The sequence below is a fragment of the Gemmobacter aquarius genome (genome assembly GCF_003060865.1).
GTDB lineage: Bacteria > Pseudomonadota > Alphaproteobacteria > Rhodobacterales > Rhodobacteraceae > Paragemmobacter > Paragemmobacter aquarius.
In genome coordinates, this window is sequence record NZ_CP028918.1 from 2,488,536 (window position 1) to 2,501,274 (window position 12,739).

11 protein-coding genes and 1 pseudogene are annotated in these 12,739 nt (G+C 63.0%); 10 read left to right on the top strand and 2 right to left on the bottom strand.

Features of this window, described 5'->3' with window-relative positions; translation table 11 throughout:
* The first annotated feature begins 137 nt into the window (after window positions 1-137).
* The 10 genes and pseudogenes from HYN69_RS11980 to HYN69_RS12025 all read left to right on the top strand — a co-directional run bounded on the left by HYN69_RS11980 (window position 138) and on the right by HYN69_RS12025 (window position 10,548).
* On the top strand, window positions 138-1,514 hold the full coding sequence (locus tag HYN69_RS11980; protein WP_108435943.1) for a type II and III secretion system protein family protein: 1,377 nt from the start codon (window positions 138-140) through the stop codon (window positions 1,512-1,514).
* A 5-nt stretch (window positions 1,515-1,519) separates the two neighbouring features.
* A complete protein-coding gene (locus tag HYN69_RS11985) occupies window positions 1,520-2,179 on the top strand; it encodes an OmpA family protein (RefSeq protein ID WP_108435944.1) in 660 nt (219 codons plus the stop codon).
* A 244-nt stretch (window positions 2,180-2,423) separates the two neighbouring features.
* Complete coding sequence (locus tag HYN69_RS11990) at window positions 2,424-3,728, top strand: AAA family ATPase (RefSeq protein WP_108435945.1); 1,305 nt, start codon at window positions 2,424-2,426, stop codon at window positions 3,726-3,728.
* A 26-nt stretch (window positions 3,729-3,754) separates the two neighbouring features.
* Complete coding sequence (locus HYN69_RS11995; protein WP_108435946.1) at window positions 3,755-5,215, top strand: CpaF family protein; 1,461 nt, start codon at window positions 3,755-3,757, stop codon at window positions 5,213-5,215.
* A gap of 7 nt (window positions 5,216-5,222) precedes the next feature.
* Window positions 5,223-6,191, top strand: a complete 969-nt coding sequence (locus HYN69_RS12000) for a type II secretion system F family protein (RefSeq protein ID WP_108435947.1) — start codon at window positions 5,223-5,225, stop codon at window positions 6,189-6,191.
* 9 nt (window positions 6,192-6,200) lie between these two features.
* Entirely contained in the window at window positions 6,201-7,181 is a 981-nt protein-coding gene (locus HYN69_RS12005) for a type II secretion system F family protein (protein WP_108435948.1), read from the top strand.
* A gap of 15 nt (window positions 7,182-7,196) precedes the next feature.
* Window positions 7,197-7,766, top strand: coding sequence for a tetratricopeptide repeat protein (locus HYN69_RS12010; RefSeq protein ID WP_407925230.1), 570 nt, complete (start codon window positions 7,197-7,199; stop codon window positions 7,764-7,766).
* A 38-nt stretch (window positions 7,767-7,804) separates the two neighbouring features.
* Window positions 7,805-8,650 carry a tetratricopeptide repeat protein gene (locus tag HYN69_RS12015; protein ID WP_108435949.1) on the top strand — a complete coding sequence of 282 codons (846 nt, stop codon included), beginning with the start codon at window positions 7,805-7,807 and terminating at the stop codon, window positions 8,648-8,650.
* Between the two features lie 2 nt (window positions 8,651-8,652).
* Window positions 8,653-9,159 carry a prepilin peptidase gene (locus HYN69_RS12020; RefSeq protein ID WP_108435950.1) on the top strand — a complete coding sequence of 169 codons (507 nt, stop codon included), beginning with the start codon at window positions 8,653-8,655 and terminating at the stop codon, window positions 9,157-9,159.
* A gap of 58 nt (window positions 9,160-9,217) precedes the next feature.
* Window positions 9,218-10,548 (top strand): annotated as a pseudogene (locus HYN69_RS12025) (ATPase).
* 256 nt (window positions 10,549-10,804) lie between these two features.
* On the opposite strand, the gene HYN69_RS12030 reads toward HYN69_RS12025, so the two are convergent.
* Window positions 10,805-11,353, bottom strand: a complete 549-nt coding sequence (locus tag HYN69_RS12030) for a 5-formyltetrahydrofolate cyclo-ligase (protein WP_108435951.1) — start codon at window positions 11,351-11,353, stop codon at window positions 10,805-10,807.
* Complete coding sequence (gene mgtE / locus HYN69_RS12035; protein ID WP_108435952.1) at window positions 11,350-12,720, bottom strand: magnesium transporter; 1,371 nt, start codon at window positions 12,718-12,720, stop codon at window positions 11,350-11,352. Before mgtE ends, HYN69_RS12030 begins: the two co-directional genes overlap by 4 nt.
* Window positions 12,721-12,739 lie beyond the last annotated feature (19 nt).

Here is a 12,739-nt window from a genome sequence, read left to right on the forward strand (position 1 = left end):
GTCAATTCTGCCACTTATCCACATCAGCATTTCCCGCCAAGGTTTTGATTCTTGCAATAAATGCCGCTCTAGGGCATTTTGCCTGCAAGATCGGGCAACCAAGACCCGTAAGCGGTGATCGAAAGGGCAGGTCACATATGCGTACCGGATTGCTGAAATCAGCCGCCATGCTGGGGCTTGCCCTTGCATGGGCCGCACCCATGACGGCCTTTGCCGAAACGCTGCGCGTGCTGTCCGGCACTGCTTCCGAACCGCTTTCCGTGCCGATGAACCGCGCCGTGGTCGTCGAAAGCGACACGCCCTTTGCCGAGCTGTCCATCGCCAACCCCGGCATCGCCGACATATCGACCTTGTCCGACAGGTCGATCTACGTTCTGGGCAAAACCCCCGGCCGCACCACGCTCACGCTCCTGTCGGCCGAAGGCAAGCTGATCACCAATGTCGAAGTGCAGGTCACGCCCGACATCGGCGAATTCAAGGAACGGCTGAAACAGATCCTGCCCGACGAAACGATCGAGGTGCGGACCGCAAACGACGGCATCGTCCTGTCGGGAACCGTCTCGTCCATCGCCAAACTCGACCGCGCCATGGAACTCGCCGACCGCTACGCCCCCGGCCGCGTCTCGAACCTGATGAGCGTGGGCGGAACCCAGCAAGTCATGCTCAAGGTCCGCTTCGCCGAGATGCAGCGGTCGGTGTCCAAGAACCTGTCCTCCTCGATCGCCATCGGCGGCGACCGTCTGGGCGCCGAAACCGGCACTTACCTCAATGGCAGCAACCAGCTTGGCGGCCCCAACAGGCTCCGCAGCGATGCGTCGGGCGGCATTTCGATCGGCGCAGGGGTAGGCTCGCTCGAATTCGAAGTCCTGCTCGAGGCGCTCGAAGCCAAAGGCGTCGTCCGTACCCTCGCCGAACCGAACCTGACGGCGCTTTCGGGACAAGAGGCCTCGTTCCTTGCGGGCGGCGAATACCCTGTCCCGGTGGCCGATGCCGATAGTGTCAAGGTCGATTACAAACCCTTCGGGGTCGAGCTGACCTTCACCCCCACCGTCCTCGACGGCGGTCTGATGAACCTGCAACTTGCCGCCACCGTGTCGTCCATCGACAGCACCGTGACACAGGAAGCGGCGGGCATCACGCTCAACGCCTTCAAGACCCGCAAGACATCGACCACCGTCGAAATGCGCGACGGCGAAAGTTTCGCCATCGCAGGTCTCTTGCAAGACGACTTCCGCGACAGCACCAACTCGATCCCGTGGCTCGGAGACGTACCGATCCTCGGCGCGCTGTTCCGCTCGGCCTCCTACCAGCGCAACCAGTCCGAACTGGTCATCATCATCACCCCGCATCTCGTCACCCCCACCCGGGGCGAGGCGCTGGCCCTGCCCACCGACCGCATCCGCATCCCGACCGAAGGCGAACTGTTCCTCTTCGGCAAAGTCGCAGGCAAAGGCGCCGCAGGCGAAGTCGCGCGACAGGATTTCAGCGGGTCCTACGGCTATACGATGGAATGAGACGGATGATGAAACGCGCCGCCCCCCTCCTGCTGATCACAGCCCTTTCGCTTGCCGCCTGCGGCAAGATCGAAGACCGCGTCGCCGGCGCGGAAGTCGACGAAGGCGGCTTCGGCAACGCCACGCTGAACAACATGCTCGTCCAGACCGGTCAGCGTGACGCCACCTTTGCGCTCGGCACGCGCTTCGCCTCCGAAGTGGCGCCGACGATAACCTTTGCCTTCAACTCGGCGCAAATCACGCCCGAGGCCCGCGCCGTCCTCTTGCGTCAGGCCGACTGGATCCGCCAATTCCCCGAATTGCGCTTTTCGGTCTATGGCCATACCGATGCCGTAGGCTCGAACGCCTATAACCAGTCGCTCGGCAAGCGCCGCGCGCAGGCCGTCGTCAATTTCTTCGCCTCGCAGGGTATCTCGCCCAGCCGCCTTCAGGCGCTCGTGTCCTACGGCGAAACCCGCCCCGTCATCGCAACGCCCGGACCGGAACAGGAAAACCGCCGCACCGTGACCGAGGTGTCGGGTTTCGTCAAAACCTATCCCGGCCTGCTCGACGGCAAATATGCCCAGGTCGTCTATCGCGAATACATCAAATCCGCGACCCCGGCTTCGGCCGCAGCCCCCGCCGCTGCAGCTGCACCGGCCGCACCGGCCGCACCCGCCCAATAACACAGGTCAAGCGGCCCATAGGTATGGGCCGCGATTGTGGTCGCTGCGCGAACCAAAGCGCCTCCGAACCGGCCAAACCCCGTAAAAACCAAACAATCACGATCTTTTAGCCCAAGAATCGCCACCATTCCCCCCAGCTTGTCCCTCGATGGAACAGCTGCGCGGGCAAGATGCCGCGCCGGATTTCGGGAAGCGGCGAATCACTCCGCCCCCGCGATCCGCAAGATCAAAGGACCAAAGGGCGATGAGCACGGCAGTCAATCTTCAACCGGAACCGGCTGACATAGTGGCCTGCACTATCTCGCGGGATGTGCAGAATTTTGACCTGTTGATCGATGACATGGAGCTGGAGCTCGGCGAAAACTGGGGCGACCTTTCCTTCGACGAAGCCCGCGAATACCTGACCCAACCTGACGCGGCCACGCTCGAATTCGTGGCCATCGCCGTCAACGCGGAAGACGAAGGCGACCTGACGCGCATCACCGACGTCATCCGCGCCGCCAAGGAAAAGCACATCAAAGTCATCCTGATCGCCGACCAGATCAGCCCCGCAAGCCTGCACCAGCTTTTGCGCCTCGGGGCCGATGATTTCGTGCCCTACCCGCTTCCCGACGGCGCATTGAAAGAGGCGATCGAACGCATCCGCAAACCTGCGCCCGTCGCGCCTGCGGCAGTTGCAGCAGTTGCGGCGCCCGCTACGGTCACCCACCTGCACGCCGTTCCGTCCGAACCCGCCGCCCACGCCCCCACCTTCAAGGCAAAGGGTGATCGCAACGGCGTCGTCCTGCCCGTCCACGGCCTTGCAGGCGGCTCGGGCGCATCGACCTTCGCGGTCAACCTCGCATGGGAACTTGCAACGATCACCAAAACCGACGCCCCGCGCGTCTGCCTTCTGGATTTCGACTTCCAATACGGCTCGGTCGCGACCTACCTCGACTTGCCGCGCAAGGAAGCGGTGTTCGAACTCTTGTCCGACACCGGCGCCGCCGACAGCGACACCTTCCTCGGCGCGATGCTGACCTATAACGACAAGCTGCACGTCCTGACCGCGCCCGCCGATATGCTGCCGCTCGACATCGTGGCATCCGAAGACATCGCACGCATCATCGACATGGCGCAGTCGAACTTCGATTTCGTCGTGATCGACATGCCCAAGACCATCGTCGTCTGGACCGAAACCGTCCTGACCCGCGCCCATGTCTATTTCGCCACGATGGACCTCGACCTGCGCTCGGCCCAGAACGTGCTGCGCCTCGTGCGGGCGCTCAAGGCTGAAACCCTGCCGCATGAAAAACTGCGCTACGTGCTCAATCGCGCCCCGAAATTCACCGACCTGTCCGGCAAGTCTCGCGTGAAACGCATGGCCGAAAGCCTTGATATCAAACTCGAAGTGCAGGTGCCCGATGGTGGCCCTCCGGTGACCCAAGCCAATGACCACGGCCAGCCCTTGGCCGAAATCGCGCCGAAGAACCCGCTTCGCCGCGAAATCCAGAAAATCGCCAAATCGATCTACGACCTGAACAAGGCCGTCGAGACGGGCAAGAAATGACCATTCGGCCTGGGGGGGCCTGACCCATGTTCTCACGCTTCAAGAAACCCGAGGGCGCAGATCCCAGACCGCAGGCTGCCACGGCGCGCCCTGCCTCTGCCGCGCCGCAGGCCGCATCCGGTGCCGCGCCCAATGCCGCACCGCGACCGTCCCTTGCCCCCCGCCCCGTAACGGCCCCGCCCTCGGCGGAAGCCGTCGCTGCGGATAAGGAAAAAAAGCGCAAAGACCGCCTGATGGAGCTCAAGGTCGAGCTGCACAAGAAACTGCTCGAAAGCCTGAACCTCGCCGCGCTCGAACACGCGACCGAAGCAAACCTAAAGGCGGAAATCGCCGATATCGCCTCGGAAGCACTGACCGAAATGTCGGTCGCGCTGAACAAGGAAGACCGCGCCACCCTCAACCAGGAACTCTACGACGAGGTGATGGGCCTCGGCCCGCTCGAACCGCTGCTGAAAGACGACAGCATCAGCGACATTCTGGTGAACGGCCCGCACCGCATCTTCGTTGAACGCGGCGGCAAGCTGACGCTGACCGACATCACCTTCAAAGACGAACGCCACCTTCTGCGGATCATCGACAAGATCGTCTCCGCCGTGGGCCGCCGCGTCGACGAATCCAACCCCTATTGCGACGCCCGCCTTGCCGATGGCTCGCGCTTCAACTGCATGGTTCCCCCCGTTGCGGTCGACGGTTCGCTGGTTTCCATCCGGAAATTCAAGAAAGAGAAACTGGCAATCTCCGATCTCGTCCGCTTCGGCGCCTTTACCGAGGAAATGGCCGCCTATCTGCAAGCGGCCGTCTCCTGCCGTCTCAACGTCATCGTCTCGGGCGGCACGGGTTCGGGCAAAACCACCACGCTCAACGCGCTTTCGTCCTTCATCGACAACACCGAACGCGTGCTGACCATTGAAGACACCGCCGAACTCCAGCTGCAACAAACCCACGTCGGCCGCATGGAAAGCCGCCCCGCCAACGTCGAAGGCAAAGGCGCGGTCACCCAGCGTGACTGCCTCAGGAACGCGCTGCGGATGCGCCCCGACCGCATCATCGTCGGCGAAACCCGGGGCGAGGAAGTCATCGACATGCTGCAGGCCATGAACACCGGCCACGACGGCTCGATGACCACGATCCACGCCAACTCCGCCCGCGACGGCATTTCCCGCCTCGAAAACATGGTCGCAATGGCCGGTATCGAAATGCCGCTGAAAGCCGTTCGCAGCCAGATCGCATCGGCCGTCAACCTGATCGTGCAGGCCTCGCGCCTGCAAGACGGCTCGCGCCGCATGGTCAGCATCACCGAAATCACCGGCATGGAGGGCGAGGTCATCTCGATGCAGGAAATCTTCCGCTTCGAACGCCTCGGCGTCGAGCCAAACGGCAAGATCATCGGCCGCTTCAACGCCACCGGCGTGCGGTCGCACTACTCCGACCGCTTCCGCCAGTGGGGCTATGACCTGCCAGCGTCGATTTACGATCCCATCGTGTGAGTGACCCATGCAAATCAGTGCAGCCCCCCTCATCTATATCCTGATCTTCGTCGCCGTCGTCGTGCTGGTCGAAGGCATCTACCTGACCGTCTTCGGCAAATCGATCAGCCTCAACTCCCGCGTCAGCCGCCGCCTTGCACTTCTGGAAAAGAACCAGAACCGCGAACAGGTGCTCGAACAACTCCGCAAGGAGATGACGCAGCACATGAACGCCCGCGGCTTGCCGCTCTACCAGATTCTCGCCTCCAAGGCCCAAAAGGCCAATATCGCCTTCACCCCGCAGCAGCTGGTCATGATCATGGGCCTTGTCGGGGTGGTGGCGCTTGTCGCGCTGACCTTCGCCACCACCGCCAGCCTTGGCGTGCGTCTGGCGCTCTCGACAGGCTTCGGTATCGGCGGAGTCTATTTCTGGGTCAACCGCAAGGCCAAGAAACGCATGGCCCTTCTCGAAGAACAACTGCCCGACGCCGTCGAACTGATGGTCCGCTCGCTCCGCGTCGGCCACCCGTTCTCCTCTGCCATCGGCATCGTCGCGAAAGAGGTCTCCGACCCCCTCGGCTCCGAATTCGGCCTGATCTCCGACGAAGCCGCCTATGGCCGCGATGTCGCCGAAAGCCTGCGCGCCTTTGCCAAACGCATGGACAACCAGGATCTCCACTTCCTCGCCGTCGCCGTATCGATCCAGCAGCAGTCGGGCGGCAACCTTGCCGAGATCCTCGATGGTCTGGCCAAGGTGATCCGCTCGCGCTTCAAACTCTTCCGCCGCGTCAAGGCCATCACCGCCGAGGCGAAATTCTCGGGCATGTTCCTGTCCGGCTTTCCGCTCGGCGTGCTGGCCTGCATCCAGATCTTCAAGCCCGATTTCTACGACAACGTCATCAACACCGACTCTTTCGTGCCCGCGGCCCTGTTCGTCGGCGTCATGCTCACCATAAACATCCTCTTCATGAGGATGATGGTCAACATCAAGGTCTAAGGCGCGCCCATGTCCCTGTTTTCCGGTCTTTCCGCCACCCTCACCGACCAGTTCGGCCCGCTTGGCCCGCTCATGGTCGTGGGCGGTCTCGGCCTTGTGCTGATCCTGCTTACCCTGCCCTACATGCTGAAAAAGCCCGAGGATCCCTTTACCAAGCTCAAGGCCAGCACCAAGCCCGCCGGCCCGCGCCGCGTCGCGAAATCGCCCGATGCGCTGCGTCGCGGCGGCAACCTGAACGCCGACAAGCTGGAACGCTTCGCCCATTTCCTCGAACCGCAAGACCAGCAGCAAATGTCCGCCGCGCGCCAAAAGATGATGCGCGCAGGCTACCGCTCGAAAAACTCGGTCCGCGTCTATCACGCCTGGCAATTCGTACTGGGGATCGGCGCGCTGCTGATCGGCATCGCCTACACCTACACAATCAACCAGATCCAGCCGGTCGGCATCCGCGACATGGTGCTTTCCACCATCCTTCCCGCCGCGGGCGGCTATTACCTGCCCACCTATTGGGTCGCCCGCCGCCTGCAAAGCCGCCAGCAGGAAATCGTCGAAGGCTTCCCGGATGCGCTCGACATGATGCTTGTCTGCGTCGAAGCAGGCCAGTCGCTCGACCAGTCGATCAGCCGCGTGGCCAAGGAAATCGGCTCGGCCTATCCGGCCTTGGCGGAAGAATTCGACATCGTCGCGCAGGAAACCCGCGCGGGCAAGGAACGCGTGGTCGTGCTGCGCGACATGTCCGAACGCGTCGGCCTTGCCGACATCACCTCCTTCGTGACCACCATGATACAATCCGCCACCTTCGGCACCTCGATCGCCGATGCGCTGCGCGTCTATTCTGCCGAAATGCGGGATAAACGCGTGATGCGGGCCGAAGAAAAGGCAAACACCTTGCCGACCAAACTTACCCTCGGCACAATGATGTTCACGGTGCCGCCGCTTCTGGTCATCCTGATCGGTCCCTCGCTCTACGGCATCGCCCATTCGTTCTAAAAGGGTGCCGCCCGCGTGCGACGAAACCTTGCCAGCCTTGCGCTGACCCTTGCCCTCGCCGCCTGTTCACCGGGCGGCGCAGGCCTGTCCAATGCCCGAAACACCCCCGGCTTCGCCCCCGGCATCGACAGTCGCAGCCAGGGCGTCGACGGTCTGATCGTGGGTCACCGCCTGATGGCCTCGGGCGAATACGAACTCGCCCTGCGCGCCTATTACCGCGCCGCCGCCCAGCAGGGCATGAACGTCGACATCCTCTCCGCCCTCGGCTCGGCCAACCTCAAGCTCGGCCGCCTCGGACAGGCCGAACAACTCCTCCGCCGCGCCACCGCCGAAGACCCCGCCTTCGTGCCCGCGCTCAACAACCTCGGTGTCGTGTTGATGGAAAAGGGCCAGTCCGGCGAAGCGCGGGTGATCTTCCAGCAGGCCTATGCGCTCGACAGTGGCGATTCCGACTCGATCCGCGAAAATTTGCGTCTGGCTATCGCGCAAAGCGAAGCGGCACTTTATGATACATCCAACGAAAAGCCCGCCTACAACCTCGTGCGGCGCGGACAGGGCAGTTACGTCCTGCTCTCGCAACTCTAGGACAGAACGGGATACGAGCAGGAAAAGGGAAGTCCCGGATGCGCCACGCCGTTCTCGCGGCCCTGTGCCTTGCAGCCACCGCGTTTCTGTCTGCCTGCCAACCCTCGGCAGACGCCGCCTCCAAACGCGCCCTCGCCAGCATAGACGAGGTCGATCAGGCCAACCTGTCCAACATCATGCTCACGATGGGCGACCCCGCCGAAGCGGTGGCCTTTTTTTCCAAGGCCTCGGCAGAAAAGCCCGAAGACCTCGGCCTGAAACGCAACCTCGCCAAATCCCTGATCCGCGCCGGCAAACCGGCCGAAGCCGCCCGCATCCTGCAAACCATCACCGCGACCCCTGACGCCACTTCCGAAGACCGTGTCGACCTTGCCGATGCGCTGATCCGCACCAACGACTGGACCGCAGCGAAAGCCGAACTCGACCGCGTCCCCCCCACATACGAAACCTACGACCGCTACCGCCTGGAAGCGATGGTCGCCGACAGCCGCAAGGACTGGAAGAAAGCCGACAGCTTCTACGAAATCGCCTCCGGCCTTACCACCAAACCGGCGGGCGTGCTCAACAACTGGGGCTATTCCAAGCTGACCCGTCAGGACTACGCCGGAGCCGAACGCCTGTTCACCGAAGCCCTCACCTTCGACAGCGGACTTTTCACCGCCAAGAACAACCTGATCCTCGCCCGCGGAGCGCAACGCAAATACGATCTGCCGGTCATCACCATGACCCAGACCGAACGCGCCGAACTGCTCTACACCCTTGCCCTCACCGCGATCAAACGCGGCGACGTGACCGTGGGCAAGGGATTGCTGCAAGACGCGATCGAAACCCATCCCCAGTATTTCGAGGCTGCCGAACGCAGCCTGCAAGCGCTTCAGGGTTGACCATGACCACAGACAGCCTGCCCCCGCTCTGGACCACGCTCTGGTTCCTGATCCCGATCCTGCCGATCTCGCTCTGGGTCGCATGGTCCGACCTTAAATTCATGAAGATCCCCAACAAGGCCGTGCTCACCCTTGCAGCCGCCTATCTGGTGCTTGGTCCGATAGCCCTGCCCTTCACGCTCTATCTCTGGGGCTGGGCGCTCGGCGGCGCCGTGCTGGTTGCAGGCTTCATCGTCACCTCGCTGGGCCTCGTCGGCGCGGGCGACAGCAAATTCGCCGCCGCCATGGCCCCCTTCTTCATCGGCGGCGATGCCAGCCTGATCTTGGCGCTGTTTGCGGGTTGCCTGCTCGGCGCCTTCGCCACCCACCGCCTGTTCCGCGCCATCCCCGCCTTCCGGGGTGCCACCGCCGAATGGGAAAGCTGGACCCACAAGGATTTCCCGATGGGCCTTGCACTGACCGGCACGCTTTCCTTCTACTTTATCGCAGCTCTCCTTTTCTCTGCCTGAATTTTTGCACGATCCGGTTGTAGGTCTGATCCAAAGATCGCCCAACCGGACGGACAAGATGAACGCCACCGCCACCCCGCTTACCCCCGCCACCCCGGTGATCGAGGCCCCTCCGGTCCCGCGCACCCTTGCCGACACCGGCATCAAACCCGTGATGCTGCGCGATATCCTGCTCAAGACCATGTTCCGCATGAATCTCGAACATGTCTCCGATCTTGCCCGCGTGTGCTGCCTCCCCCCGACCCTGATCCAGGAAATCATCGACGCTGCCCGCGGCCAGAAACTGCTAGAAGCCACAGGCACCCTGCACGCCACCTCGTCCAACGAAATGGGCTACCAGCTGACCGAGGCAGGCAAGGCCCGCGCGCTCGACGCCCTTGCACAATCCGAATATTACGGCGCGGTTCCGGTGCCGCTGGAAGCCTATAAAGAACAGGTAAAGCGACAATCCATCCGCAACATCACCCTGACCCGCGCCGAACTGATGCGCGGCATGGGCCACCTGATCCTGCCCCCCGACCTGATCGACAACCTCGGCCCCGCCGTCACCTCGGGCCGCTCAATCCTGATGTATGGCCCCCCGGCAACGGCAAATCCTCCATCTCGAACGGCATCCGCGACGCGCTTGGCGACCGCATCCACGTGCCCCGCGCCATCGAATATTCCGGTCAGGTCATCACGGTCTACGACCCCATCGTACATTCCGCAGCATCCGACAGCAGCGATGACCCCACCGCGCTCCGCCGCGCCGCAAACCGCTTCGACGCGCGCTACGTGCTCTGCGACCGCCCCACCGTCATCACGGGCGGCGAACTCACGCTCGACATGCTCGACCTGAAATACAACCCCACCGCCCGCACCTACACCGCCCCCCTGCAACTGAAAGCCACGGGCGGCATCTTCATCGTCGACGACTTGGGGCGCCAATCCGAACCGCCGCAAAAGCTGGTCAACCGCTGGATCGTCCCGCTCGAGGAATCCCGCGACATCCTCTCGCTGCAATCGGGCGAAAAGTTCACCGTCCCCTTCGACACGCTGGTGATCTTTTCCACCAACTTCCACCCCAACGAAATCTTCGACGGCGCAGCGCTCCGGCGTATCTTCTACAAGATCAAGATCGATGGCCCCGATCAGGAGAACTTCCTGAAAATCTTCGCCCTCGTCGCGCGCAAGAAGAAGATTCCGCTGGACGAAACCGCACTCGTCCACCTCCTAAAGGTGAAGTACCCTACGATAGGCAACACCTACGCCAATTACCAACCCACCTACCTCATCGACCAGATGATCTCGATTTGCGAATTCGAAAACATCCCGTACCAGATGACACCCGCCCTGATCGACCGCGCCTGGGCAAACATGTTCGTTCGCGACGAGAAGATCGCGAAATAGCCCGACCCCGATTTTTCTGCGAAAAATCGCGCCCCGCACCCACAGCCAGCACCCTTGGCAGCGGCACGACCATGAGTATTTGTGCAAAGGTGAAGCAGGCATGGCTTCACGCTTTCACGCTGGCTCAAATATCCCGGGGGAATCGGCCAGGGGCCGATGGGGGCTGGCCCCCTGCGACCTCTCGGTGCAAACGACATCAGCCAGTTTGGCACCAGATTTTTCGCAGAAAAATCGTGCGCCCCGCAGCGCCGCGGTGTCACAACAGGCGCAGCCCCTGCTCGGTCACGATGGCGTCAAGCTTTTGGTCATAGGCATCGATCGGCACTTCCGGCAGTTCCTGCGCGGCAAAGGCGAAGCCCACCGCCACCGTCGGACGCTTTGCCCGCAGCATCGCCAGGGTCCGGTCGTAAAACCCCCCGCCATAGCCAAGCCGGTAGCCCCGCGCATCGAACCCGACCAGCGGCACAATAAGCACCTCGGGTTCGATCCACGCGCCCTCGGCCGGGATCAATGCCTTGAACGCGCCCTCGACCAGCGCGCAGCCCACAGACCATTCGCGAAAGCGCAAGGGCTGGCATTTGGCCACGATCACAGGCACGCCGACGGGCCCCTGATGCGCCGCCATTGCCGCCATCGGGTCCACTTCCGTCCGCATCGCCATATAGCCGGACAAGGCCTTGCCCCGATGCGCGGCAAGATAATCGGCCAATATCTCGGCCGCCTGCCCCTGCCCGGCCTTGAACGCCTCGGCCCGCGCCGCAAAGCAGCTTTTGCGCGCCTCTGCCTTCACGTCGTCGATATTCATAGCAGCACCATCGTCGCCAGCCCCAGAAACGCCAGATAGCCCATCACATCCGTCAGGGTCGTCACGAACGTCCCCGAAGCCAAAGCCGGATCAAGCCCCATCCGTTCCAGCGTCAAGGGCACCATCACCCCGCCAAAGGCCGCGACGACCTGGTTGGTGATCATCGCCAGCGCCAGCACCAGCCCAAGCCACGGGTCGCCCAAGACCAGCGTGCCGGCCAGCCCCAGGATCAGCGCCAGCGCCACCCCGTTGATCGCCCCCGCCGTCACCTCGCGCAGGACCACCCGCCTCGCGTTCGACCGCGTCAGATCGCGCGTCGCCAGCGCCCGCACCGCAACGGCCAGCGATTGCGTGCCCGCGATGCCCCCCGTCGAGGCCACGATCGGCATCACCGCCGCAAGCGCCACAAGTGCCGCAATCGTCGCCTCGAAGCGAGAGATGACAAAGGCCGAGATCGACGCCGTAAACAGGTTCACCACCAGCCACGGCAACCGTTGGCGCACCGTGGCGATAGGTCCGTCCAGCACCGATGCCTCCTCGCCCACACCGGCCAGCAGCAGCATGTCTTCCTCGTGCTCCTCGTCCAGCACGTTCATTGCGTCGTCTATGGTGATGACCCCTACCAGACGGTCGTTCTCGTCCACCACAGGGCAGGAAATCAGGTGATACTGGTTGAAGATATAGGCGACCTCCTCCTCTTCCTCGGTCGCCTTCACCGTGCGGAAGCTGTCCTCCTCGATATCCTTCAGCCGCACGTCGCGCCGCGCAGACAGCATCCGCCCCAACGTCACATAGCCAAGCGGTTTCATCCGCGGATCGACAAGGATCACGTGGTAGAACTGGTCCGGCAGCGACTTGGCCTTGCGCAGGTAGTCGATGGCATCGCCCACCGTCCAATGCTCGGGGGCCACCACCACCTCGCGCTGCATCAAGCGGCCCGCCGACCCTTCGGGAAAGCTCATCGCCTGTTCGACCGCAACACGGTCGACCAGTTCCAGCGCATCGAGGATCTTGCCCTGCGCGGGCGCCTCCAGATCCTCCAGAATGTCGACCACGTCATCGGTGTCCAGATCGCGCACCGCCTCGGCCACGACTTCGGGCGGCAGGCTCTCGATCACCTCTTCGCGGATCGTCTCGTCCAGTTCGGACAGTACGTCGCCGTCGATCTCGCCCGACCAAAGCGTCAGAAGATCGCGCCGCTCGGCCCCGCTGATCTGTTCCAGAAGGTCGGCGATGTCGGCCGCGTGCAGCGGTTCCAGCAGACGGCTGACCTCGCCGCTGTCGCCACGCTCAACGGCATCGCGGATCGCCTCGACACGGGCTGCATCCAGTTCGACCTCTTCCACGGCTGCATCATATTCCGCCATTCGCCCTGCCCCCGCCCGT